Genomic DNA, 25,585 nt, shown 5'->3' on the forward strand with positions numbered 1-25,585 from the left:
CAGGGGGCACAGACAGTCGGACACCCGGTCGGCCCAGTCCTACAAACCTAGCGGAGGGGTCCCGACAGTAGGCCCCGCCCCCGCTCCCTATAGTGAAGCCATGGAGTTCACGACAAGGAGCGAAACCATGCCTTATATCCTCGCCTGGTTGCTGGGTGTACCGGCCTTCGTGCTGGTCCTGATCTGGCTGTTCGCGCACTGATCCGCGGACGTGGCCGGCGGCCTCCGCGACCGTCTCGCCGTCGGCCACGTCCCATGTGGCAACGATCCAACGTCCGCCCGCAAGGCGGACGTTTTTATTGCGCGCCGCCATCCCGCCGCAGCGGTCGTCCAAACACATTGGTGTAGACTCCGCCGGACAAGGCGCATCGTATTGCCACAGAGCGCCGCCCCCGCCGCTGCTATCGAGGGGAACATGGCCAGACGGACGCTTCACGGGCGTTCATCGTTTATTTGGCATTGATGACGAGGATCGATCTGACCGCCGCCACGCCGCGCCGACGTGGCGCCATGCTGACCACGGCATGCCTTCTGGCCGCGCTGGCCTTGCCGCCAGCGCACTCCCAACCCGCTTCTCCCGCTACGGCAATCGAAGGCCCGAACAGCAACGGAGGCGCCGCCACGTCCGCCGCCAGCGCCCCGGCCGCAACAGCTGCGCCGGCCGGCACGCCGACGCGCCGCCAGACGCTGACGGTCGCCGAGATGGGCGCCTATGGTCCGATCGCACTGCGCGGACTCGACCCCGAACGCGTGCTCAATGTCGGCATCCGTGCGGACGAGGTCGTCACCAGCGCCACGCTGCGGCTGCACTACACGTATTCGCCCTCGCTGATCTATCCGCTGTCGCATCTGAAGGTCAAGCTCAACGACGAGGTCGTCGCCACGCTGCCGCTCGAAGCGAATCGCGCGGGCCAGCAGGTCACGCGCGAGATTGCGCTGGAGCCGCGGCTGTTTACCGACTTCAATCGCCTGGCGATCGAATTCATCGGCCACTACACCGTGGACCACTGCGAGGACGCCGCGCATTCGGCGCTGTGGACCGATATCAGCGCCAACAGCACGCTGACGCTGACCACCGCCGCGCTGCGGCTGCCGGACAACCTCGCGCTGCTGCCGCTGCCTTTCTTCGATCGCCGCGACAATCGCCGCGTCACCGTGCCGTTCGTGCTCGCCGGGAACGCCGACATGGCGACGCTGCGCGCGGCCGGCGTGGTGGCGTCGTGGCTGGGCGCGCTGGCCGACTACCGCGGCGCGCGCTTCCCCGTGGCGCGCAGCGCGCCGGCGGGCCAGCACGCGATCATGCTGACCCTGCCCGGCCCCGGCGCGGCCGCGCTGGGCCTGCGCGAGATCGCCGGGCCGTCGGTCACGGTGATGCCCAATCCGAACAGCCCCGACCACAAGCTGCTGGTGATCGCCGGCCGCAATGCCGAGGAACTGCAGACCGCGGCCAATGCGCTGGTGCTCGGCAAGGCGGCGATGGCGGGCCGCCAGGCACTGATCCAGACCGTCGACCTGGGACCGCCGCGCGCGCCGTATGACGCGCCGAACTGGGCGCCGGTCCATCGTCCGGTGCTGTTCCGCGAGCTGGTTACCGATCCGCAGCAGCTGCAGGTCTCGGGCAACGACCCGCAGGCGATCCGCGTCAACCTGCGCGTGCCGGCCGACCTGTACGGCTGGAACCAGCGCAGCGTGCCGCTGAACCTCAAATACCGCTACACGGCACCGTCGACCTACAACGACTCGGTGCTGAACGTCGATATCAACGAGCAGCTGGTGCGCTCGTACCGGCTGCGTCCGCTGTCGGGCAGCGACGACGAGAACCTGGTCAGCGTGCCGCTGCTGTCGGGCAGCGACGCGGTGGTCTCCAACGAGATCCGCGTGCCGGCCTTCCGCGTCGGCAGCGACAACCAGATGCAGTTCCGCTTCCATCTGGATTCGCAGAAGACGGGCCTGTGCGCGTCGACGCCGGCCAAGGTCGCGCGCGCGGCGATCGATCCGGACTCGAGCATCGACTTCAGCGGCTTTGCGCACTACGCCGCGATGCCGAACCTGGCGTTCTTCGCCAACAGCGGCTACCCGTTCACGCGCCTGGCCGACCTGGCCGATACCGCGGTGGTGCTGCCCGACGCGCCGCGCGCGATCGACCAGGAGGCCCTGCTGACGCTGCTCGGCCATATGGGCCGCTGGACCGGGCTGCCGGCGCTGCGCGTCACGGTGGTGCCGGCGAAGGACGTCGAATCGGTCGGCCAGCGCAACCTGCTGATCGTCGGCAACGGCAGCGCCGGCGAACTGCTGGCGCGCTGGGGCAAGTCGCTGCCGCTGATGATCGCGCGCGGCAAGACCGAGATGGCGCTGCGTGACCAGCGCGCCAACGCGTGGTCGAACTGGCTCAGCGAGAGCGAGCCGGAGACGATGACGCCGGCCGGGCGCGCGATCCTGTCGGCCGACGGCCCGCTCGCCGCGCTGGTCGGCTTCGAATCGCCCTACCGCGAACGGCACAGCGTGGTCGCCGTGACCGCCACCGAGGCAGATCGGCTCGGCGACGTGCTCGATGCCCTCGACGATCCGACCAAGGTCGCGCAGATCCGCGGCGACCTGACCGTGGTGCGCGCCAAGGAGGTGGAAGGCCTGCGGCTCGGCGAGCGCTATTTCGTCGGCGATTTCCCCTGGTATGCGCGGGTCTGGGTGCGGGTGTCCTCGCATCCGGTTTTCCTCGGCATCGCCGGCATCCTGGCCGGCCTCGCCGTGGCGCTGAGCGCGTTCTGGGCGCTGTCCAGGCTGGCGGCGCGGCGCAACGGAGGCTGAGATGGCAGCGTTCGCGATGGCGGGGGTCGCGATGAGGGCGTGCCTGCGCGGTAACGTCCGCCGGCTCGCGGCGGCGTCGCGCGCGCTGCTCGGCGCCGCGCTGCTGACCGCGTCGCTCGGCTGCGCCGCGGCGTCCTGTCCCTGGCCCGCCTGGGACAGCTTCAAGCGCGACACCATCAGCGCCGACGGCCGCGTGATCGACGCCAGCACGCCGCAGCAGACCACGGTGTCCGAAGGCCAGGCCTATGCGCTGTTCTTCGCGCTGGTCGCCAACGACCGGCCGACCTTCGAGCGGCTGCTCGCCTGGACCGAGAACAACCTCGCCGAGGGCGATCTCGCTTCACGTCTGCCGGCATGGATCTGGGGCAAGCGCGAGGCCGCCGACGGCAAGCCCGAGAGCTGGGGCGTGCTCGACGCGAACCCCGCCTCCGACGCCGATCTGTGGATCGCCTACGCGCTGCTGGAGGCCGGCCGGCTCTGGCAGGAGCGCCGCTACACCGCGCTCGGCACCGTGATCGCGCGCCAGGTGGTGCGCCAGGAGACCGCGCTGCTGCCGGGGCTGGGCCGCACGCTGCTGCCCGGGCCGATGGGCTTTCATCCTTCGCCGACGATGTGGCGGCTCAATCCGAGCTATGTGCCGCCGCAGCTGATGCGCCGGTTCGCCGCGCTGTGGCCGCAACAGCCGGAATGGGCGCAGCTGCTGTCCAGTTCGGCCCGCCTGCTGCTCGATACCGCGCCGCGCGGCTTCTCTCCCGACTGGGTCGAATATCACGCGGGTGCGAAACCGGGCTTCCGTCCCGACCAGCAGACGCAGGCCGAAGGCGCGTACAACGCGATCCGCGTCTATCTGTGGGCCGGCATGCTGGCGCCGCAGGATCCGCTGCGCGCGCCGCTGCTGAAGACCTATCGCCCGATGGCGGACTACACCATCGCGCACGGCCATCCGCCCGAGCGCGTCGATACGCGCTCCGGCACCGTCGGGCCGAATTCGGGCAACGGCGGCTTTTCCGCCGCGGTGGCGCCGTACCTCTCCGCGCTCGGCGAAGCCGCCGCGGCGCAGCGCCAGGTCGAGCGGATGCGCAAGCTGGCCGCGGAACAGCCGCTGGGCTATTACAGCCAGGTGCTGGCGCTGTTCGCCCTCGGCCATCTCGATGGCCTGTACCGTTTCGAAGCCGACGGCGCGCTGACGCCGGCCTGGACAGCGACATGCCCCGTTCGCCGCTGATCCCCGCCGCCGCGGTACTGCTCGTCCCGGCGATGCCCGCGGCAGCGCAGGCCCCAACCGCGCCCGCCGCGCCCGCCGCGCCGGCCACGTCCTCAGCCAATGCGGAACTCGCCCGCCTGCTGTCGTCGGCGCGCATGTGGGAAGCCAAGAATCGCGCCGACCTGGCGCGCAGCGCCCTCGACAAGATCCTGACGATCGAGCCGCAGCAGCCCGATGCGCTGCTGTTGCTGGCGCAGATCGAGCTGCGCTCGAACCGCCCGGCCGAGGCGCAACGTATCCTGCAGCGCCTGCGCCAGCATCATCCGAAGCATCCGGCCACCCGCGAGCTCGAGGACACCTACCGCATCGCCACGCAGGACAAGCGCGAGATGGCGACGGTGCGCATGCTGGCGCGCGGCGGCAACGAGAAGGAAGCGCTCGACCGGCTGCAGCGGCTGTTTCCCGACGGGCCGCCGCAGGGCGAGCTGGCGATCGACTACTACCGGATCCTGGCGGGCACCGACGCCGGCCGTCCGCGCGCCATCGCCGAACTGCGCAGGCAACTGGCGCAGCGGCCCGACGATGCGCGCCTCGCGCTGGTGCTGGGGGACCTGCTGACCGACCGCCCCGCCACGCGCGCCGAAGGCCTCGATCTGCTGTATCGACTGAGCCAGCGCACCGACGCCGACCGCAAGACGGCGCTCGACATCTGGCGCCGCACGCTGTATCGCGTCAATGACGATCCCGCTTACGCGGTCTGGTTCGAGCGCTATCTGAAGGAAGTGCCCGACGACGACATCGCGCGGCAGACGCTGGCCGAACTCGAGGCCAGGCGAGAGGCGCATCGGCGCATGCTGGCCGATCCCGCCTGGCAGGCGCGCCAGCGCGGCCTGCGGCAGCTCGAGCGCGGCAACCTTGCCGAAGCGCAGGCCGCCTTCGAACAGGCCATGCGCACGCGCGGCAACGATGCCGAGGTGGTCGGCGGCCTGGGCCTGGTGCGGCTGCGCGAGGGCCGCCACGACGAGGCGCGCGCGCTGTTTTCCCGCGCGCTGCAGCTCGATCCCGAGCAGCGCAACAAGTGGCGCAGCCTGCTGGATACCGCCACCTTCTGGGGCACGATCGCACGCGCGCGGCTGGCCGGCACGCAGGGCAAGCCCGCCGAGGCCGAGACACTGGCCCAGCAGGCGCTGGCGCGCCAGCCCGACAACGCCGATGCGCTCGTCATCCTGGCCGACGCGCTGGTTGCGCAGCAACGCGAGGCTGAAGCCGAGACGCTGCTGCGCCAGCAGCTGGCCGGCCGCACGCCGGACCCTGGCGCGCTGCGCCGGCTGGTGGCGCTGCTGCAGAACAGCGGCCGCCACGCCGAGATCGGACCGCTGCTGGCCGCGACCGAAGCGCGCCTGCAGAAATCGCCGGCCAATGCGGAAACGCTGGGCCAGTTGCGCGCCGAGCTGCTGACGCGCCAGGCCGACCAACTGCTGGCGGAGCGCCGCGCGAGCCCGGCGATCGCCCGGCTGGAGGAGGCGCTGCGGCTGACACCCGACGCGCCCTGGACGCGCTACACGCTGGCGCGGGCCTATCGCGATCTCGGCCTGCCTGCGCTGGGCCGCGAGACCATGGACGAGGGCCTGCGCCTCGCGCCGAGCGCCGACATGCGCTATGCGGGCGCGCTGTTCCTGAATTCGGTCGACGACCCCGATGCCGCCGCCACGCTGCTGGCGCAGATTCCCGACACCGAGCGCACCGAGGGCATGCGCGAACTCGGCGGCAATCTGCACGCGCAGCAGTGGCTGCGGCAGGGCCGCCTGGCGCTGGCCGCCGGCCGTCCCGACGAGGCGCGCGCGCTGCTGCGGCAAGCCGCCGACGCGACGCAGGCGGACCCGCAGATGCTGGCCACCGTCGGCCGCGAAGCGATCGCGCTGGGCGAGGCCGACTATGGGCTCGGGCTCGTGCAACAGTGGCTGGCCGCGCATCCCGACGACCCGGCCATCGGCGTGCGGCTGCGTTACGGCGAGCTGCTGGCCGCCGCGGGCCGCGACGATGCGCTGCGCGCGTGGCTGGACGACCTGCGTGCCCGCGATGCGCGGACCCGCGGTCAACGGGGCGCCTTCGAACCCGGGCAGCGCGCCGCGCTGGACGACCAGGCGCTGCGGCTCGCGCTGCGCGACACCGACCGCCATCTCGACGCCGACGATCCCGCCGGTGCGCTGCGCGTGCTGGCGGCGGTGCCGGCCGGACAGCAACAGGACCGGCGCTGGTCGCTCGCGTTGGCCGACGTGCGGGAGCGGCAAGGCGATCTCGATGGCGCCGCCGCTGCCGCGCGCACGGTGCTCGCACGCAGCCCGGACGATGCCGAGGCGCGCCTGACGCTGGCCCGGCTCGCCGAACGCGCCGGGCGCAACGACGAGGCGCTGCGCATCGTGCGCGACGTGCTGGCCGGCACGGCGGAGGACGATATCGATACGCGGCTGTCGGCAGCGCGGCGCCTGACCGCGCTGCGCCGCGACGGCGAAACGGCCGCGGTGGTCGACGCGCTGCGCCAGCGCTATCCACAGCGCGCGGATATCGTCGTACAGCAGGGGCGCATCGCGCAGTCGCGCGGCGAGTTCAACGAGGCGGCCTCGCTGTACCGGCAGGCCCGCACGCTCGAACAGGCCGAGGCCGCGGCGCCCGCGGCCGGCGGCACCGCCGCGCAGCGCGCGCTGCAGGATCTCGATGCGCGTCGCGACGGCCAGGTCGCCACCGCGACGCTGTTCTCGCGCAAGTCCGGCGACAGCGGCATTTCCGAGCTGAGCGCCACCGAAATCCCGCTCTACGTGCGGATTCCGCATGGCTACACCGGCCATGTGTTCTTCCACGCCGATACCGTGCTGCTCGATGCCGGCACGCTGCGCACGGACGTCGCCAACGGCGCCGACGAGTTCGGCCAGATCGCCGCGCGCGGCGGCGCCGGCATCGCGCCGCGCGGGCAATCCGACAAGGGCGTGGCGCTGGCCGCGGGCTATGCGTACAACGGCGCCTACGACAGCTGGCGCGCGGATCTCGGCACGACCCCGCTCGGCTTCCTGCAGCAGACCGTGGTGGGCGGACTGCGCTATCGCGCCGAGCTGAACCGCGCCGCGGCCACGGTCGACGTGTCGCGCCGCGCGGTCACCAGCAGCCTGATCTCCTACGCCGGCGCGATCGATCCAGCCAGCGGCGAACGCTGGGGTGGCGTGGCGCGCAACGGCATCACGCTTGGGTACTCGCACGATGTCGGGCGCGGCAGCGTGTTCGCCACCGTTGGCGCCGGTGTGCTGACCGGGCACAACGTCCGCACCAATCGCGAGTTCACGGTGCGCGCCGGCTTCGACTGGCCGCTGCTGCAGGCGCGCAACCAGCGCGTGACCAGCGGACTGGTGGTCAACTACTGGCGCTACCAGGAAAACCTGCGCTACTACACCTTCGGCCACGGCGGCTACTACAGCCCGCAGCGCTATCTGTCGCTGGCGGTGCCGCTCGAATGGACGGGACGGCGCGGCGCGTGGTCGTGGCGGCTGGGCGGCTCGGCCGGCTGGTCGGATACCTACGAGAAGGACATGCCCTACTATCCGACCCGGCCGGACCTGCAGCGCATGGCGGGCGATCGGACGTTCCGCGGCGGCAACGGCGGCGGCTTCAGCTATACCGCGCTGGCCGCGGTCGAATACCGCTTCGCGCCGAAGTGGGTCGCCGGCATGGCGCTGCAGATCGACCGCTCGCGCGACTATGCGCCCAATCGCGCGATCGCCTATCTGCGCTATCACTTCGAACCGCAGCGCGGGCCGGTGCCGTTCCCGCCCGAGCCGGTTCGGCCGTATTCCTCGTACTAGATCGGATCGACGCGAATCATGAACCCATCGACGAGGCCCGCCACCACCTCCCTGACACCGTCCTCCGCCGCGACGACGGCGACGCCCGCCCCGCCGCGCTCGGCGCTGTTCGCGCGGCTGCAGGCGCGGCCCTCGCTGGCGATCGACGGCCTCCCGGCCGAACTGGCGACGCTGGCGCCTGGCCACGTGCATATCGTCTATGCCGAGCCGTCGCCGGCGCGCGATGCGCTTTTCTGGCAGACCGCCGCCAACGCGCTGCGCGGACCGGCCACGGTGCTGTCCGCACGTCCGGTCGACGGCATCGCGCAGGCGCTGCGCGAGCACGGCCTCGATATCGACGTCCGCGGCGCGCTGCATCATCGCGCCAATCTGTGCGGGCTGCGAGTCGGCCGCGCTCACGGCAGCAGCAACGGCAATGGAAGCCGCGCCGCCGGCATCGACACGCTGACCGATGCGCTGCAGGCGCTGGCAGACCAATGCGCGGCCCGCCACAGCGTGGTGATGGTCGAAGGCGCGGAGGCCTGCTTCTCCTGGGACGACGGCGCGCGCCTGTCGCGCGAAGGCGCGCGGCTCGCCGCGTGGTGCGCGCGCGAGCGGCTGTCGCTGCTGCTGGTGCTGGCGCCGCCGACGGACGACCTCGACGAGATCCGGCGGCCGGCCGATCTCGGCAGCCTGCACGCCCGCTTCGCCGGTGCCGCGCATCTGTCCCAGGTGCAGGGCCAATACACCTGGGAGGTGGCGTTCTGGCGCGATCGCGAAGCGGTGCTCGCCAGCCGCTCGCTGCCGCTGCGCTTCGCCGCCGACGAGCATCGCCTGATGGTCAGCGGCGCCGGCGCGGACGGCGAAGGCGAAGCGGCGGCGGCCGGCCTGCTCGCGCCCGACGAACATCGCGTGATCGTTTGCCGCGACGCCGTCGCCCACGAGCGTTGGGTGCCGGAGTCCTGGCAGCTGGTCGACAGCAACGAGGCCGCGGTGGCCAGCGCCGGCGGCGCGGTGGCGGCGACCGTGCTGCTGCACTACCAGGGCAACCGCGCCTTCGAGACGCTGGCCGAGCAGGTGCACCGGCTGCGGCGCACGCGCGGCAGCGCGCTGAAGATCGTCGTGCGCGAGGACCAGGAAGCGATGCGGCAGCACTACGAGCTGCTGCTGCTCAATCTCGGCGCCAACCTGGTGATCGCGCGGCGCACGCCGTTCGCGCGCGTGCAGGCGATGCTCGAGGGCGTGCAGGGACAGGTGTTCTCGCGTCCGCTGCCGGCGGACTACCGCACCGCGTTGTCGGCGGTGCTGACGGGCTCGGCGATCGGCTACGTGCCCCCGGCCGAATTCATCGACACGGTGCGCGGCGCGGTCGAACAGGGCCGGACCATCCGGCTGCCGCACGTGCTGCTGCGCCTGACGCTGCTGCCGGAGGTCGCGCATATCGACGCGCTGCGCGCCTGCCGCATGAACCGTACCGGCGATATCTGCAGCGCCGATGCCGACAGCGTCTACGTGTTCTTCTTTGCCTGCCGGCTCGACGACGCCGACGCGGTCTGCCGGCGCGTGTTCCAGCGGCCGCTGGAGGCGCTGTTCTCGGGCGAGCTGCGCTGCGGCGACGCGCCGACCATCGAGGCCGCGCTGAACGCGTTCGCGCAGCAGGCCGCGGAGCGGACGCTGCCCGACTACAGCGGCTGGCTGCAGGCGCGGGAGGAAGCCAGCGCGGCGGCGGTGGCGGAAGGCGCTACGGTGGCCGAAGGCGCCACGGTGCCCGCCATGCCGGCCGAGGCAAGTCCACAGGCCGGAGCCGGTGCCTGGCCCGAGGACCGCGGCGAACATCGCGCCGACATTCGCGCCGAAATCACCGGTGAAAATCGCGCGCGGAATCGCGCCGAGGATCACGCCGAACATCGCGCAGAACATCGCGCCGGCCCCGCGCTGCCGCTGCTGTCCCCGCTCGATGCGCTGCGGCCGGCCGCAGCGGCTCACGCCACGCATTCCAAACCCCGCACCGCGCCGACGCCGGCCGCGGTGCCGCTCAAAGCCCGGGAATAGCATCGCCATGCGCGTCTTTATCGGATATTTCATCTGGGGCCTGATACTGGCCGCCCCCGTCGCCTGGCTGATCTGGAAGCTGGACCTGATGCGCGTGATGCCGCGCTGGTTCCAGCCGCGCCAGCGCCGCGCGGTGCGGCTGCCGCCCCAGCTCGAAGGCATCGTGATCCGCGGCAAGCGGTGGCAGGCGCCGAAGGACGGCACGCGATGAAGACGATCGCCATCGTCGCGCCGGTAGGCGGCGCGGGCCGCAGCACGATGACCGCCGCGCTGGCCTCGCTGCTGGCCGGGCGCGGGCATGCGGTGCTGGCGCTGGAGTGCGATCCGCGTAATCTGCTCGGCCTGCATTTTGGCCTGCGCGAGCCGGTCGAACGCGGGCTGGTCGACGCGGCGCTGCGGCCGTCGGCGAGCGACTGGGCCACCGCGGCCCTGCGCAGCGACGACGACGTGCTGCTGGTGCCGTGGGGTCAGGTGGATGGATTGCCTCGCGACAACCGTGGTGGCGACAGCCACGGCCACAGCCACGGCGACGGCGACGGCGACGGCGAACGCGAACGCGAATGCGAATGCGGCGGCACCGATGATGACGCCGAGGCCGTCGCCACGCGCTGCCTGATCGAGCAGCCGCACTGGCTGCGCGCGCTGCTGGCGCAGGTCGACCTGCCCGACGACGGCATTGTCCTGATCGATACGCCCGCCTGGCCGGCCCTGCATGCCACGCAGGCGCTCGCCGCCGCGGATCTGGCGCTGGTGCTGGCGCCGCCCGAGCCGGAGGTCTGCGCCACGCTGCCGCGCATGCAACATGCGCTGGAACGGATCGGCCTGCCCTATCGCGTGGTGGCAACGCGGGTCCAGCCCGCGCGCCAGCTGCATGGCGATGTGCTGGCGCTGCTGCGCACCCGGCTGCGCGAGCGGCTGCTGCCCTATCAGGTGCATCTGGATCACGGCCTGCCCGAAGCGCTGGCGCGCGGCGAGAACTTCTGCCGCGCGATGCCGCATTCGCAAGCCGCGCACGATCTGCAGGGCATCGCAGCCTGGCTGTCGCAATGGATCGCGGCATCGCTTGGTGCGGCCGCGCAAGACGCGGGGACACGCAGATGATCCTCGGCGTGCTGCTCGACCTGACCCTGCGGCTGCGTGCCGCGCTGGCCCAAGGCCTGGATCTTGGCGAGCGGCCCGCGCGCAACGAATGGCTGGTGCGCCTGTTCTTCCGCCCGGCGCGGCCCGGCAAGCGCGACTGGCCGGCCGAGTTTGCCGCGTGGCTGTCGGCCCGCTCCGCCGAGCGTCTTGGCATCGATCCACGGCACAGCCTGCCGCGTCGCGTATGGCGATTGTTCGTGCGCCCGCCCCGGCCGCGCCGGCGCCTGGCCGCGCCGACGCGCCGGCGCAGCCCGCAGGAACAGGCGCCGCCCCAATCGCCGCTGCGCCGCTGGCTCGATCACCGGCTCGAGCCGGCCTATCGCTACGTCGCGCGCAAGCGGCGGCGCCTGGCGGCGCGCCTGCCGCGCGTCGACTGGATGCGTGCCAGCAGCGGCCTGGCCCACGTGGCGGCGCTGGTGCATCGCGTGCGCGGCCTCGCGCCCACGCTGCTGGTGCTGGCCGCGCTGACCGGGCTGGTGCTGTGCACCACGCCGCTGCCGCTGGGCGGACAGCTGACGGTGTTCGCGCTGGTCTGGATCGCGGTGATGGTGCTGCGCAGGATCCCGGGGCGCTTCCCCACGCTGACGATGATGGCGCTGTCGCTGCTGATGACGCTGCGCTATATCTGGTGGCGTGCCACCGAGACACTGGACCTGGCCACGCCGATGGAGGTCACCATCGGCTATCTGCTGTTCGCCGCCGAGGCCTACACCTGGCTGGTGCTGATCCTCGGCTATGTGCAGACCGCCTGGCCGTTGTCGCGCCGGCCCAAGCCGATGCCGGCCGATCCGGCGCAATGGCCGACCGTCGACGTCTATATCCCGACCTACAACGAGCCGCTGTCGGTGGTGCAGCCGACCGTCTACGCCGCGCGCAGCCTCGACTGGCCCAGCGGCAAGCTGAACATCTACCTGCTGGACGACGGCCGGCGGCCGCAGATGCAAGCCTTCGCCGAGCAGGCCGGCGTGCACTACCTGACGCGCAACGACAATCGGCACGCCAAGGCCGGCAATATCAACCATGCGCTGTCGGTGACGCAGGGCGACTACATCGCGATCTTCGATTGCGACCACATTCCGACCCGCTCCTTCCTGCAGATGACGATGGGCGAGTTCATCGCCGATCCGCGCTGCGCGATGGTGCAGACGCCCCACCACTTCTTCTCGCCCGATCCGTTCGAGCGCAACTTCGATACCTTCCGCCGCGTGCCCAACGAAGGCAGCCTGTTCTACGGGCTGATCCAGGACGGCAACGACCTGTGGAACGCGGCCTTCTTCTGCGGCTCGTGCGCGGTGATCAAGCGTGCGCCGCTGGCCGAGATCGGCGGCATCGCGGTCGAGACCGTGACCGAGGATGCGCACACCGCGCTGAAGCTGCACCGGCGCGGCTACAACACCGCGTACCTGCGCACCGTGCAGGCGGCTGGGCTGGCCACCGAAAGCCTGGCCAGCCATATCGGCCAGCGCATCCGCTGGGCGCGCGGCATGGCGCAGATCTTCCGCATCGACAATCCGCTGCTCGGCAAGGGGCTCAAGCTGTTCCAGCGGCTGTGCTACTCGAACGCGATGCTGCATTTCTTCTACGGCATCCCGCGGCTGATCTTCCTGACGATGCCGCTCGCCTACCTGGTGTTCGGCATGCACGTGATCAACACCTCGGCGGCGATGATCGCGGCCTACGTGCTGCCCTATCTGGTGATCGCCAACATCACCAACTCGCGCATCCAGGGCAAGTACCGGCATTCGTTCTGGGCCGAGGTCTACGAATCGGTGCTGGCGTGGTACATCGTGCTGCCGACCACGATGGCCTTCATCAATCCGCGCCTCGGCAAGTTCAACGTGACGGCCAAGGGCGGCCGGATCGAGGACGACTACCTGGACTGGACGATCTCCAAGCCCTATCTGCTGCTGCTCGGCCTGAACGTGGCGGGCCTGGGCATGGGCGTGGGCCGGCTGCTGATGGGCACCACCACGGAACCCGGCACGGTCGTGATGAACATGGTCTGGGCGACCGTCAACCTGCTGATGCTCGGCGCGGCCATCGGCGTCGCCAAGGAAGCGCGCCAGGTGCGCGTGTCGCACCGGATTCCGATGCGCGTGCCGGCCACGCTGCTGCTGCCGGACGGCACCACGCTGGCGTGCAAGACCGAGAACTATTCGCTGGGCGGCCTGGGACTGCTGCTGCCGATCGACGTGGCGCTCGGCGAAGGCGAACGCGTCGGCGTCTGCCTGTCGCGCGGCGCGCGCGAATACCACTTCGCCGCCACGGTGGCGCGCAACGTCAACCGCCACCTGGGCGTGCGGATGCAGGACCTGAGCCCGGAAGCCGAGACGCAGCTGATCCAGTGCACCTTCGGCCGTGCCGACGCGTGGATCGACTGGCTGGACGACCAGCCGCGCGACGCGCCGCTGCGCGGGCTCAAGGAGGTCATCGAGATGGGTTATCAAGGCTTCCTGCGCCTGTACGACGCCGCGATCGACATGCTCGAGGCCGCGCTGGTGCGGCGGCGAACGCGGCAGTCCTGAGTCCGGGCACGCGCACCGTCGTTGCAAACGCCCTCGCACCGCCATCGCACCGCCATCGCACCGCCATCGCACCGCCATCGCACGCCATAGCATCGATCAACGCACCCATCCACGCACCCCGAATCGCAATCCCGAACCGCCAACCCCATGGGAATCTGGAACCTCTACTTCGCCGCCAAGCTCTACCTGTTCGCGATCGGACAGGTGCAGCCGCGCTGGCTGCTGAACCTGCTGTTCGCGCTGTGGCTGGTGCTGCCGGTGGAACACCGCGGCCTGCGCGTGCTGCGCCAGGTGCTGGCCGTGGTCGTCGGCGTGGCGCTGCTGTACCACGAATCGAACCTGCCGCCGTTCGCGCGGGTGGTCTCGCAGTTCTCGAACCTGAGCGCCTTCACGCCGGCCTATCTGCTGGAGCTGCTGCAGCGCTTCGTCAGTCCGCAGATGGTGCTGGGCGCGATCGTTGTTACGCTGGCCTATCTGGTGATCAACCGCTGGGTGCGCGTCACCACCTTCGTACTGCTCGCGCTGGTCGTGGTGCCGCTGTGGCAAGGGGCCGGCACGGCTTCGACGGGCGCCGCGGCGACCGGGGCCGCCGCCACGCGCGCCGCGCAGCGCCCGGCTCCGACGATGCGGATCGACAGCCCGGCCGAGGTCGGCGACAACGAGGCGCAGCTGAACGCGTTCCGCACGCAGGAGGCCTCGCGCCAGGTCGCGTTCACGCCGTTGAGCGCCTCGCCCGACAGCCAGTTCGACATCATCGTGCTGCATGTCTGCTCGCTGTCCTGGGACGATCTCGACGTCGCCAAGGCACGCAACCATCCGCTGCTGTCGCGCTTCGACTATCTGTTCACCGAGTTCAGTTCGGCGGCCAGCTACAGCGGTCCGGCGGCGATCCGGCTGCTGCGCGCAACCTGCGGGCAGCAGCCGCACCAGGCGTTGTACTCGCCGGCGCAGCCGCAATGCCATCTGTTCGAGGCGCTGGCGCAGGCCGGCTTCGATACGCGCGTGCTGATGAACCACGATGGCCGCTTCGACAATTTCCGCGGCTTCGTCGACAAGGAGATCGGCATTCCGAACGTCACGCACGTGCCGGTCGACGGCGTGCCGCCGGCAATGCGGGCCTTCGACAATTCGCCGATCCTGGGCGACTACGCGGTGCTGGAGAAGTGGTACAAGTTTCGACTCGCGCAGAACAGCGGACCGCTGGCGCTGTACTACAACACGGTCACGCTGCACGACGGCAACCGCCTGCCGGATTCGAAGCTGACCAGCATCCAGTCGTATCCGCTGCGGCTGACGCGGCTGCTGGACGATATCGACAAGCTGATCGCGCTGATCGAGCAGTCGGGCCGCAAGGCGGTGGTGGTGTTCGTGCCCGAGCACGGCGCGGCGCTGCGTGGCGATGCCAACCAGATCGCCGGCATGCGCGAGATTCCAACGCCGCGGATCGTGCATGTGCCGGTGGGGGTCAAGCTGATCGGTCTGCAGGGTGGCAAGGCGGGCGGCGAGGTTGGCGGCAATGCGGGTGGTATTGCGGGCAGCGGTAGTGCCGGCGGCAACGCGGGAGGTAATGCGGCAGGAAATGCCGCAGGCCATGCGCAGGGCAACGTCAATGGCGCCGGCGGGCCGGTGACGATCCACGCGCCGAGCAGCTATCTGGCGCTGTCGCAGCTGTTGTCGAACCTGGTCGCCGACAGTCCGTTCCGGCAGGGCGCCCCCGCGCCGTCGCAATACGCGGCGGACCTGCCGCAAACGCGCATGGTCGGCGAAAACGAGGCGACCGTGATGATGAAGCGCGGCACCGGCTACGTGGTGCGCACGCCCGACGGCGTATGGGTGGATGGCAAATGAGCGACGGCGAGCGCAAACGCGCCGGACTGCGGCGCGGCCTGCGAGCGCGGCACGCACCGCGGCCCAATAACGATATCGAGGCGCTGGCGATGAAGGTGCCGGGCTTCGCCGCGCATCGCTATGTCGACGAGCAGGAAGCCCAGGCGGCCCGCGCCGCCGCGGCGCGGTGGCCACGGCTGGCGGGATGGCTTGGCTATGGGAAGGACGGCGAGGCGGAGAGCCACGGCGCCGTCGACGCACCGGCGCTCAAGCCGTCGCCGCGTTGAGCGCCTGCGGCTCGGCCTTTGGCTCGTTCGTTGCGTTGCCCGCGGCCGAGGTCGAAGCCGACGACAACCCTGCCGGCACATCGGGTCCCGCCACCGCGGCCAGCAGCAGATTCGCCGCCGGCTCGAGCCGCTCGGCCTGATTGAACAGCCGCACGGACACCAGGCTGTTCTGCAAGGCCGCGAACAATACCTGCGCCAGCGCCGCCGAGCCGATCGCCGGCTGCGCATCGCCGCCGTTCTGCGCGCGGGCGCGCTCCAGCAGCGCCGTCAGCCAGCTTTCGTTGATCCGATGGAACTCCTGCAGCGCGTGATGCACCGCCGGCGGCAGGCACAGCGCCTCCGTCGACAGCATGCCGGCAAGACACACCTGTTGCCCGCTGCATTCGCGCCGCCACGACGCCAGATAACGCTTGGCCTGCTCCAGCGGCGGCAGCGCCGGATCGATGCCCTCCAGGTAACGCGCCGAGCGTTCGCTGTAGGCGTTCACCGCTTCCAGTGCCAGGTCTTCCTTGGTCGGGAAGTAGTAATGGATGCTCGAAGTCTTGACGCCGACGCGCTCGGCCAGATCGCGGTAGCTGAAGCCGTTGAAGCCCCGCTTGCGGATCAGGTCGAGCGTGTGTTCGAGCAGCCTGTCACGGACCGTCGAGCTCGCGCCGGAGGGGTGACCCCGGCCGGCGGAGCGGGAAGTCGAAGCGTCTTTCATGACATGCCCTCCCCCGCTACCACGAGCGGCCGTTGCGGTATTGCCCTTCAAGCGTTGGCACCTTCGGTGAACACGTCGAACTGGCCCTGGCGAGCGCCTTCGGTGAAGACATCGAAGCGGCCCTGGCGGGCGCCGTCGGTGTACGGGCTGCGCGACGGCTCGGCCGACACGCCGGTGCGATCGAGGCCGGCGACGAGCGCGCCTTCGGTGAACACGTCAAACTGGCCTTGGCGAGCGCCTTCGGTAAAGACATCGAAGCGACCCTGGCGCGCGCCGTCCGTGTACGGGCTGCGCGACGGCTCGGCCGACACGCCGGTGCGATCCAGGCCGGCGACGATGCGGGCGCCGTCTGTGTACGGGTCGAACTTGCCGCCACGGGCGCCGTCGGTGAACTGGTTCACGCTGCGAGCCGGGCTGGCCGACACGCCGGAGCGATCCAGGCCGGCGACGACGCGCGCGCCGTCGGTGTACGGGTCGAACTTGCCGCTACGGGCGCCGTCTGTGAACTGGTTCACGCTGCGAGCCGGGCTGGCCGACACGCCGGTGCGGTCCAGGCCGGCGACGATGCGGGCGCCATCGGTGTACGGGTCGGCCTTGCCGGTGCGAGCCCCGTCCGCGTACGGATCCGCCTTGCCGCTGCGGGCGCCGTCAACGAAGGTGTTGCGATTGCCGCTGCGGGCACCGTCGACATAGGTGCTGCGCTCGCCGGCGCGGAACTCGTAGCCGTACTTGTCGGCGGGAACGGTGGCAGCCTGCGCGGTGCCAGCCACGAAGGCGGCGGCAAGGGTGGCGGCGGTCAACAGGGTCTTGGCGAAGGTACGGTCGGTCATGATTTGCTCCTTTCAGGAAGCCGCATCGCGGCTCGAATCGATTTGGGTTGGAATCCGGCTGTCGAATCTACTAATAGATAGATAACCCGACTCAAAAAAATCCCGGATTCCCGGGGTTGTTGCGTTGGACTGGTGCCGCTTCACTTCTTCTTCGCTGCGGCGCCGCATCCATGAGCCTCACTTTATCTACTACTAGGTAGATAGTCAAGGAGTTTTTCGGGCGCTTCCGTTCGGGTGGGCGGAGACCATAATGCTTCGATACCGGCCACCCAGCCGTGGTGCGCCGATAAAGTCACTCCGATGCCTCACCGGCCTCGGATTGCCACCATCGAATCCTCACCCAAGAGACACCCATGCAGATCCAACGCGGCCGCCTGATCGACCATCTCCACCTCAAGGTCCGCGACCTCGGCGCGTCGCGCCGCTTCTACGGCGCGGTGCTCGGCGTGCTGGGCATCGACATCACCGACGGCGATGGCTACTTCTACGCCGACGAGCTGTGGGTCGACGAAGGCACGCCGGGCCAGATCTCCCACGCCCACTTCGCCTTCCAGGCCAAGGACCGCGAAACGGTCGACGCCTTCTACAAGGCCGGCCTCGCCGCCGACGGCCGCGACAACGGCGGCCCCGGCGAGCGCGACTATCACCCCGGCTACTACGCGGCCTTCCTGCTGGATCCGGACGGGAACAACGTCGAGGCCGTCTACCATGGGCCGCACCAGCGGTCGGCGGAGGCGGTGGTGGTCAGTTGGTGAGCCCGGCCGGGAAGTCGGCGAGCATCGCGTATATACAGAAGATTTTGCTTTTCGGCAGCATGACCAAGAAAATCGGCCGACAAAGTGCTTAAATAGGCCTCAACGTGGCGCATCGAGTATTTATCACGGTGCGCCACTTTTATTTCGAACTCACTTACTGTATATACACTCTCATCATGAGCATAGTTCTCGCGCCTCGAATCATTGAGAAGCTGCGGACCAAGCACAATGTTTCCGAGGCGGAGGTGCGAGAGGCGTTCTCCAACATTTGCGGCCAACTCCTTATCGACACCCGAGAGGAACATGCCACCGACCCGCCAACGCTGTGGTTCGTTGCGGAGACCAACGCGGGCCGCTTGCTCAAGGTGATCTTCATCCACAAGGAAGGAAACAACGTCGTCAAGTCCGCTTACGACGCCTCCGAGAAGATCCAGGCCATCTACAACAAGTTCGGAAAGTAACTGACCAGGAGAGGGTATGACTCAAGCCGCCAAGATCCCGGGTACCGAAGAGGCATGGGACAACGGTACGCTGGGCGAAGACGAACACTACGTGGCCGTCGCGCCCAAGGACCTGCAGGACTCGGTGAATCAGTCGCTGGGGATGCAGGCGATCTCGATTCGCCTGCCCAAGGACCTGCTGGAGCAATACAAGGCCATTGCCCAATATCACAAGATGGGCTACCAGCCGCTGATGCGCGAAGCGCTTACGCGTTTCGCGACCTCGGAGATGAAACGGATCGTCATCGAGGTCAGCAACGAGCGCGACCAGGCGCGAGAGGAACAACGTGAGCCTGGGCCAAAGGCTCGCCGGAAGGCCGCCTGACAGGCGCTTGCCACAAGCATCTACCCACACCGACCGAGGCGCTCCAGCTGCGAACGACAGCACTGTTGGGGCAAACAAAAAGGGCCGGGGTTATGACCCAGGCCCTTTTTGTTCAACGCTACAAATTCATGGCGGAGAGAGGGGGATTCGAACCCCCGATGGGCTATTAACCCATACACGCTTTCCAGGCGTGCGACTTAAACCACTCATCCATCTCTCCGGGAACCCGTGATTATAGCAGGCTTCCCTTTGCACGCCACAGTTTCGTGGAGGGAAAGTGGCCTCCCGGCCGGCACCTTACACCATGGAAATCGGACCCGAAGCCGTGTCCCCCACCCCCTCCGGCGGCGCCGTAACAATCGACCGCAATCCCGGCTCGGCGGGCGTCAGCCTGTCTAGGTCCGGCTTCGGGCGCGACAAGGCGGGCATCGATGCAAACGCCGATTCCATCGCCTGTGCCACGCCGAGCGTCAGTGCATCGCCGCGGAACGGGCCGGTAATCTGCAGGCCGAAGGGCATGCCCGCCTCGTCGGTGCCGCAGGGCAAGGCGAGGCAGGGATGGGTGGTCAGCGTCACCACATAGGTCAGCGCCAGCCAGCGGTAGTAGTTCTCCTGTTTCGCCCCCTCGACGACGTCCGCGTAGAGCGTGGTCCAGGGGAACGGCGACACCGGCGTGGTCGGAGACAGGATCACGTCGTAGTCGCGGAACGCCTGCTGGAAGCGCTGGAAGATGCGAGTCTGTTCGGCCTGCGCCCACGCGCTGTCGACCAGCGACATGCGCGCGCCGATCTCGTAGTTGGCGCGCGTATTGGGGCCGAGGCTGTCGGGGTCGCGCTCGTAGGTGTCGCGCAGCGACGCGACGAAGCTCTCTGCGCGCAGCACGTCGAAGCAGCGATGCACGTCGCCCAGGTCGAACGCGACCTCGTCGCAGGACTTGAACAGGTGCCGCATCGCGGCGATCCGCGCGCGGAATACGCGGCGGATATCGGCATCGACGGCGCAGCTGCCGAAGTCCTCGGTCCAGCCCACGCGCAGCCCGGACAGATCGACGCGTGCCGGCGTCAGGAACGCCAGCGGATCGACCGCGTGGCTGAGCGGATCCCCCGCAGACTCGCCCGCCGATGCCGCCAGTTGCAAGCAGGCATCGGCCACCGTGCGGCCCATCGGGCCGACCACGGAAATCGGCGTCCATCCCAGCAGCTTGCGCGAGTTCGGCACCAGCCCCGGCGACGGGCGAAAGCCCACCACCCCGCATTTCGCAGCGGGGATACGCAGCGACCCGCCGGTATCCGAACCCGTGCAGACCGGCAGAAAGTCCGCCGCCAGCGCAGCCGCCGAACCGCCCGACGAGCCGCCCGCGTTCAGGTTCGGATTGAACGGATTGCCGGTGGCGCCCCACACGGCATTGCGCGAATTGGCGCCCGCGCCCATCTCCGGAATATTGGTCTTGCCGACGACCACGGCGCCGGCCTGCCGCAGCCGCGCGACCAGCGTGTTGTCCTGCGCGGGCACATTGCCGCGGTACAGCGGCGAGCCGTAGGTCGTCAGCAGGCCGGCCGTCGCCTCGAGATCCTTGACGCCCAGCGGCAGGCCATGCAGCAGGCCGAGCGTATCGCCGCGCATCACCGCCTGTTCCGCCGCCCTCGCCTCCTCGCGTGCGCGCTCGTAGCAGGTGGCGGTGATTGCGTTGATCAGCGGGTTATAGCGCTCGATCCGCGCGATGCAGGCCTCCAGCAGTTCCACCGGCGAAATCTGGCGCGCGCCGATCAGGCGACGCAGCTCGACGGCGGACAGCGAAGTCAGTTGGTTCTGGTCGGACATGGCGGGTCAGTCGAGCTTGATGTTGGCGCGCTGCGCGATGGCCCGCATCTGCGGAATTTCCTTCTCGATCATCGCGCTGACCTGCTTGCCCGTTGCGAACGACGGCTCGATGCCGTTGTCGGCCAGCTTCTTGCGCGTGTCGGGGTCGGCGATCGTATCGGCCAGCGCCTTCTCCAGCTTCGCGTGCACCTCGGCCGGCAGCCCGCGGGGCGCCATCAGCGCGATCCACGTGCTGGCGTCCATGCCGGGATAGCCGGCCTCGGCAACGGTCGGCACATTCGGCAGCAGCGACGAGCGCCTGGCTGTCGTCACCGCGATGGCCTTGACCTTGCCCGCGCGCACCTGCGGGATCGCCGCGGCGACGGTGTCGATGCTGAACGGAATCTGGCCGCCGATCAGATCGGTCATCGCAGGCGCGCTGCCCTTGTACGGCACGTGCAGCATCTTCGCGCCCGTCAGATTGAGCAACTGCTCGCCGGCAAAATGCGCGGTGGTACCGGCGCCGAACGAACCGTACGAGTACTTGCCGGGCTCGTTCTTCGCCGCGGCCACGAACTCCTTCAGGTTGTTCACCGGTACATCGCGGTTGGCCAGCAGGATCAGGCCGGTGACGCCGATCAGGCCGATCGGTTCGAAGTTCTTCTGCGGATCGTACGGCAGCTTCGGATAGACCGCGGGATTGACCGTGAACGTCGTGCCGGAACTGGCCAGCAGCGTGTAGCCGTCCGGCGCGGCCTTGGCGACGTAGCTGGCACCGACCACGGTACCGGCGCCCGGCCGGTTCTCGACCACGATGGTCTTGCCCAGCCGTTCGCCGAGCTTCTGCGCGACGATGCGCCCCACCACGTCGGTGGCGCCGCCGGGCGGGAACGGCAACACCAGCTGGATCGGCTTGGCGGGGAAGCTGTCCTGCGCCGACGCGGCCGACGGCGCCATCGCAACGAGCGCCAGGCCGGTGGCGGCAAACAGCAAACGGACGGGTGAGGAAGAACGCATGGGATGCTCTCTCGTAGGAATCCAGGGCAACGCCGGCATAAGCGGGTCGGTTCGATGTCATCCTAATGTCAAACTTCGCATAGAATCGTCGCAATGTTTCGAACAGTCGATTGCCGAAACGGCAATCCTTGGCGCAATCCCCGAGCGGGTTTTCCCCAGGACGCCCGCGACCCCTTTTCCCCTTTTTCACCTCGATATCCCATGTCCTATCGGGCCCTGCAGGAGACCGCGGTGCGCTACTTCCTCGAAGTGGTTCGCACCGGCTCGGTCAAGGATGCGGCGATCAAGCTGAACGTCGCGCCATCGGCCGTCAGCCGGCAGATCGCCAAGCTCGAAAGCGAGCTCGACACGCTGCTGTTCGACCGGCGCGCGCGCGGCCTCGTCCCCAATGCCGCGGGCGAGCTGCTGGCTGCATTCGCCAAGCGTTCGCAGCAGGACATCGAGCGCGTGGCCGGCGATATCCAGGCGCTGCGTGGTCTTCGCGTCGGGCGCGTGCGGCTCGCGGCCGTCGAGGGCATCGCGCACGAATTCCTGCCGAATCTGGCCGCCAGCTTTCGCGAGACCCATGCGGGCATTCACTTCGAGCTCGAGGTCTGTCCGCAGGGCGATGTCGCCCGGCGAATCCGCGATGGCGAAGCGGATATCGGCATCACGCTGGCGTGGTTGCCGGAGCCGGAAATCCACGTGGAGCTGCGGTACCCCGCTCCGGTGCTGGCCGTGATGGCGCCGGACCATCCGCTGGCGCGGCATCGGCAACTGTCGCTGGCGCAGGTCGCCACCTATCCGCTGGCATTGCCGCCGAAGGACAGCTCGGTACGGCAATTGCTCGACGCCGGCTGCAGCCGGCAGGGCCTGCGCTACCAGACGGTGTTTTCCAGCAACCAGCTCGATTCGCTGGTCAGTTTCGCGGCGGCCGGCGGCGGCGCGATCTGCTTCTACGGCGAGGTATCGATCCGCGGCAGGCTCAAGGCCGGCACCATCGCCGCGGTGCCGCTGCGCGACCGCGAGATGAACGAGCGGCAGATCGAGGTGCAGACGCTGGCCAACCGCAAGCTGCCGCCGGCCGCGCGTGCCTTCGTCGACCATCTGCGGCAGGGACTGATCGAGTTTCCAAATTCGTGATTGCCGAAACCGCAATCGAGGATTCGGAATATTGCGCGTGCCGCATGCCTTCACGCAGGCGCGGCGCGGCGAAAATCCAGGTACGAACCTGATCCACCTGATCCACCTGTCCATCTGACCCAGCTCATCCTCCCGATCCACCTTTCCCGCGAGTCGCTGCCTTCATGTCACAGGAAATCCTCGTTCTCGGCGCCGGCATGGTCGGTGTCAGCACCGCCCTGGCCCTGCGCCATCGCGGGCACCATGTCGTCCTCGTCGATCGCGCCGCGCCGGGCACCGAGACCTCCTACGGCAATGCAGGCTTCATCCAGCGCGAGGCGGTGCAGCCGTATGCGTTCCCGCGCGACTGGAAGACGATCCTGCGTGTGATCGCCCGCCGGGGCAACGACGTGCATTACCACCCCGGTGCGATGCTGCGCCTGTTGCCCGTGCTGGCCCGGTACTGGCGCGAATCGGCACCGGACCGCTACGCCGGCACGATCGCCGCCTATGCGGCCCTGGTCAGGCACTGCGTCAGCGAACACGAACAGTGGATCGCCGCCGCCGGTGCGGAGGACCTCGTCAGCAAGGCGGGATGGCTCGAGGCATACCGCAGCCAACGCGCGTTCGACGATACGGTGCGCACGGCGACGATGGTGGCGCGCGAGCATGCCCTCGATTGCGCCGTGCTCGACGGTGCCGCGTTGCAGGCCGCCGAGCCCGTGCTGCATGGCGGCCTCGCCGGCGCGATCCATTGGCGCGACCCGTGGACCGTCAGCGATCCCGGCGAACTGGTGCAACGCTATGCCGCGCTGTTCGAGCGGCAAGGCGGCATCGTGCGCCGTGGCGATGCCGCGACGCTGCAGCCCGACGGCAGCGGCTGGCGCGTGATGACGGACGCCGGTCCGCTGTCGGCCGCCCAGGCCGTCATTGCGCTGGGTCCGTGGGCGTCGACGTTGACACGGACGCTCGGGTATCGGCTGCCGCTGTTCATCAAGCGGGGCTACCACCGCCACTACGCCAGCGCGCGCATGCCGTCGCTGCCGCTGCTCGACGCGGAACGCGGCTTCGTGCTCGCGCCGATGCGTCGCGGCCTTCGCCTGACCACGGGCGCGGAATTCGCGCACCACGACGCGCCGCCGACGCCGGTGCAATTGGCGGCGGCCGAGCGCTACGCAAGCGACCTCGTCGATCTCGGCGCGCCGGTGGAAGCGCAACCGTGGATGGGCGCGCGGCCCTGCGTGGCCGACATGCGGCCCGTGGTGGGCCGCGCTCCGCGCCATCGCGGCCTGTGGTTCCATTTTGGTCATGCGCATCAGGGCTTCACGCTCGGCCCTGCGACCGCGCGGCTGCTCGCCGAGCTGATCGACGGCGAGACGCCTTACGTCGATCCGCGGCCCTACGATCCTGCGCGATTCGGATAGGGCGCGAATCGGGCCTCCAACCAGCGCGCGAGCATGGGCCCGAACAAGCCCCACAAGGGCCCGAACAAGGGCCCGAACAAGGGCTCGAATACGGGTTCGATGTCATGCAAAATCCAATGGCAGCAACGGCGGGCAACGCATCGGCGACGCTCGCCCTACCCCATGGGAGGTCGCATGCATCTCGAAGGCTCCTGTCACTGCGGCGCGGTCCGCTTCAGCGTGGAATCGCCCTGGCCCTACCCCTATCTGCATTGCTACTGCTCGATCTGCCGCAAGACCGCGGGCGCGGGCGGTTATGCCGCGAACATCGGCGCGCTGAACGACACCTTGCGCATACGCGGCCGGCAGCATATCGGCATCTATCACGCCGTGATGCGTGAGCCCGGCAAACGCGCCAGGCGATCGCCGATGGAGCGGCACTTCTGTACCAAGTGCGGCAGCGCATTGTGGATACGTACCCCGGACGAGCCCGAGCGCGTCTATCCGCATGCGTCGGCCATCGATACGCCGCTGCCGCGCCCGCCGGAGATCGTCGAAGCGGAGCTCGACTCCGCGGCGTCGTGGGTCGAAGTGCCGAGCGGCAAGGGACATGTGCATTGCGCACAGTGGCCCGAGGAAACGCTGGCGCAATGGCATCGGCGGCACGGCCTTGAGCAGCGCTGAGCCGCGCCGCACAGGGGCGTATCGCCGCCGTGCGTCTTGCCGCGCGCCACGCCATGCAGCAAGGGGGGACAGGGCACCGCTGCTATGCTTGGCGCTCCGTCGATACACGACACCACGCCATCCCATGCACTGGATCTACCTGTCCATCGCCATCGTCGCCGAAGTCATTGCCACCACGGCCCTCAAGGCCGCCGCCGGCTTTACCCGTCCCCTGCCCTCGCTGGTCGTCGTGACCGGCTATGCGATCGCCTTTTTCTGTCTGTCGCTGACGCTGCGCAGCGTGCCGATCGGCATCGCCTACGCGATCTGGTCCGGCGTCGGCATCGTGCTGGTGTCGGTGGCGGCGTGGCTGCTGTTCGGCCAGCGGCTCGATCTGCCGGCGCTGCTCGGCATCGCGCTGATCATGGCCGGCGTGCTCGTCATCAATCTGTGGTCGAAGTCGGTCACGCATTGAAATGCAGGCGCCTTCGCGCGCCTTGACCGCTTCCGCGCCTTTCCTCTTGCGCTGACGCAACCGGCCTGCGCCCTACCTGCACACCCTGCGCGCACCCTACCAGCACCCTACCGGCACCCTACCAAGTGCAAACAAATGTAAGCACTTTCAAAAGTGCGTTGGAAGCGACCATAATTTGTAAAAACTGCAGTACTCTAATAACAATCGATTTAAGTTATCAGTAAATATCGATTTAAACAAAACTAAAATCAAGCAACCGGCAATCGGAAGTTCGACGAAACCGCGCGGTCATTTCATTGCAGCGGCCAGATCGAATTCCAGCGCCAGTCTTGACCAGAGAATT

19 protein-coding genes, 1 tRNA gene and 1 pseudogene are annotated in these 25,585 nt (G+C 69.1%); 16 read left to right on the forward strand and 5 right to left on the reverse strand.

All coding sequences use genetic code 11. The features are described 5' to 3' along the window. The first annotated feature begins 462 nt into the window (after positions 1-462). From bcsB to F1599_RS07615, 9 genes are all read left to right on the forward strand, one after another. Positions 463-2,805 (forward strand): cellulose biosynthesis cyclic di-GMP-binding regulatory protein BcsB, encoded by a 2,343-nt coding sequence (gene bcsB, locus F1599_RS07575; RefSeq protein WP_150082667.1) that lies wholly within the window; start codon positions 463-465, stop codon positions 2,803-2,805. Position 2,806: 1 nt separating this feature from the next. Next, the gene (gene bcsZ / locus F1599_RS07580) at positions 2,807-4,030 is read left to right on the forward strand and encodes a cellulose synthase complex periplasmic endoglucanase BcsZ (RefSeq protein WP_190286326.1); all 1,224 of its coding nucleotides are present in this window, start codon (positions 2,807-2,809) and stop codon (positions 4,028-4,030) included. Then, positions 4,012-7,860, forward strand: a complete 3,849-nt coding sequence (locus F1599_RS07585) for a cellulose synthase subunit BcsC-related outer membrane protein (RefSeq protein ID WP_150082668.1) — start codon at positions 4,012-4,014, stop codon at positions 7,858-7,860. The genes bcsZ and F1599_RS07585 overlap by 19 nt, the downstream gene beginning before the upstream one ends. Positions 7,861-7,878: 18 nt before the next feature. Then, complete coding sequence (gene bcsE / locus F1599_RS07590) at positions 7,879-9,891, forward strand: cellulose biosynthesis protein BcsE (protein ID WP_150082669.1); 2,013 nt, start codon at positions 7,879-7,881, stop codon at positions 9,889-9,891. 7 nt (positions 9,892-9,898) lie between these two features. Next, the gene (locus F1599_RS07595; protein WP_149319785.1) at positions 9,899-10,102 is read left to right on the forward strand and encodes a hypothetical protein; all 204 of its coding nucleotides are present in this window, start codon (positions 9,899-9,901) and stop codon (positions 10,100-10,102) included. Further along, positions 10,099-10,992, forward strand: a complete 894-nt coding sequence (locus tag F1599_RS07600; RefSeq protein WP_150082670.1) for a cellulose synthase operon protein YhjQ/BcsQ — start codon at positions 10,099-10,101, stop codon at positions 10,990-10,992. The genes F1599_RS07595 and F1599_RS07600 overlap by 4 nt, the downstream gene beginning before the upstream one ends. Next, positions 10,989-13,556: a UDP-forming cellulose synthase catalytic subunit gene (bcsA, locus tag F1599_RS07605; protein WP_223819523.1), complete on the forward strand. Its 2,568-nt coding sequence runs from the start codon at positions 10,989-10,991 to the stop codon at positions 13,554-13,556. Before F1599_RS07600 ends, bcsA begins: the two co-directional genes overlap by 4 nt. 147 nt (positions 13,557-13,703) lie before the next feature. Then, positions 13,704-15,404: a cellulose biosynthesis protein BcsG gene (bcsG, locus tag F1599_RS07610; RefSeq protein WP_150082671.1), complete on the forward strand. Its 1,701-nt coding sequence runs from the start codon at positions 13,704-13,706 to the stop codon at positions 15,402-15,404. Beyond that, entirely contained in the window at positions 15,401-15,670 is a 270-nt protein-coding gene (locus tag F1599_RS07615; protein ID WP_149319782.1) for a hypothetical protein, read from the forward strand. The genes bcsG and F1599_RS07615 overlap by 4 nt, the downstream gene beginning before the upstream one ends. On the opposite strand, the gene F1599_RS07620 is transcribed toward F1599_RS07615, so the two are convergent. Then, positions 15,651-16,373, reverse strand: coding sequence for a TetR/AcrR family transcriptional regulator (locus F1599_RS07620; RefSeq protein ID WP_149319781.1), 723 nt, complete (start codon positions 16,371-16,373; stop codon positions 15,651-15,653). The genes F1599_RS07615 and F1599_RS07620 overlap by 20 nt on opposite strands. Positions 16,374-16,606: 233 nt before the next feature. Beyond that, positions 16,607-17,203, reverse strand: a pseudogene (locus F1599_RS07625) (copper resistance protein CopQ); the annotation flags it as partial. 353 nt (positions 17,204-17,556) lie between these two features. On the opposite strand from F1599_RS07625, the gene F1599_RS07630 reads away from it, so the two are divergent. From F1599_RS07630 to F1599_RS07640, 3 genes are all read left to right on the forward strand, one after another. Then, positions 17,557-17,958 carry a VOC family protein gene (locus F1599_RS07630; protein WP_150082672.1) on the forward strand — a complete coding sequence of 134 codons (402 nt, stop codon included), beginning with the start codon at positions 17,557-17,559 and terminating at the stop codon, positions 17,956-17,958. Positions 17,959-18,134: 176 nt separating this feature from the next. After that, positions 18,135-18,419: a BrnT family toxin gene (locus tag F1599_RS07635; RefSeq protein ID WP_190286327.1), complete on the forward strand. Its 285-nt coding sequence runs from the start codon at positions 18,135-18,137 to the stop codon at positions 18,417-18,419. Between the two features lie 16 nt (positions 18,420-18,435). Continuing rightward, positions 18,436-18,783 carry a hypothetical protein gene (locus F1599_RS07640; RefSeq protein WP_150082673.1) on the forward strand — a complete coding sequence of 116 codons (348 nt, stop codon included), beginning with the start codon at positions 18,436-18,438 and terminating at the stop codon, positions 18,781-18,783. Between the two features lie 129 nt (positions 18,784-18,912). Here the strand turns inward: F1599_RS07640 and F1599_RS07645 are convergent. From F1599_RS07645 to F1599_RS07655, 3 genes are all read right to left on the reverse strand, one after another. After that, positions 18,913-19,003: transfer RNA gene (locus tag F1599_RS07645), tRNA-Ser, on the reverse strand. A gap of 77 nt (positions 19,004-19,080) precedes the next feature. Then, on the reverse strand, positions 19,081-20,604 hold the full coding sequence (locus F1599_RS07650; protein WP_150082674.1) for an amidase: 1,524 nt from the start codon (positions 20,602-20,604) through the stop codon (positions 19,081-19,083). Positions 20,605-20,610: 6 nt separating this feature from the next. After that, entirely contained in the window at positions 20,611-21,540 is a 930-nt protein-coding gene (locus tag F1599_RS07655) for a Bug family tripartite tricarboxylate transporter substrate binding protein (protein ID WP_395895092.1), read from the reverse strand. Positions 21,541-21,801: 261 nt separating this feature from the next. On the opposite strand from F1599_RS07655, the gene F1599_RS07660 reads away from it, so the two are divergent. The 4 genes from F1599_RS07660 (at position 21,802) to F1599_RS07675 (ending at position 25,242) form a co-directional block, all read left to right on the forward strand. Then, the gene (locus F1599_RS07660; RefSeq protein WP_149319776.1) at positions 21,802-22,722 is read left to right on the forward strand and encodes a LysR family transcriptional regulator; all 921 of its coding nucleotides are present in this window, start codon (positions 21,802-21,804) and stop codon (positions 22,720-22,722) included. A 164-nt stretch (positions 22,723-22,886) separates the two neighbouring features. Further along, complete coding sequence (locus F1599_RS07665; protein ID WP_149319775.1) at positions 22,887-24,125, forward strand: NAD(P)/FAD-dependent oxidoreductase; 1,239 nt, start codon at positions 22,887-22,889, stop codon at positions 24,123-24,125. 174 nt (positions 24,126-24,299) lie between these two features. Beyond that, on the forward strand, positions 24,300-24,788 hold the full coding sequence (locus tag F1599_RS07670; RefSeq protein WP_149319774.1) for a GFA family protein: 489 nt from the start codon (positions 24,300-24,302) through the stop codon (positions 24,786-24,788). Positions 24,789-24,912: 124 nt separating this feature from the next. Beyond that, positions 24,913-25,242, forward strand: a complete 330-nt coding sequence (locus F1599_RS07675) for a DMT family transporter (RefSeq protein ID WP_149319773.1) — start codon at positions 24,913-24,915, stop codon at positions 25,240-25,242. Positions 25,243-25,585 lie beyond the last annotated feature (343 nt).

It is taken from the genome of Cupriavidus cauae, assembly GCF_008632125.1.
Taxonomy (GTDB): domain Bacteria; phylum Pseudomonadota; class Gammaproteobacteria; order Burkholderiales; family Burkholderiaceae; genus Cupriavidus; species Cupriavidus cauae.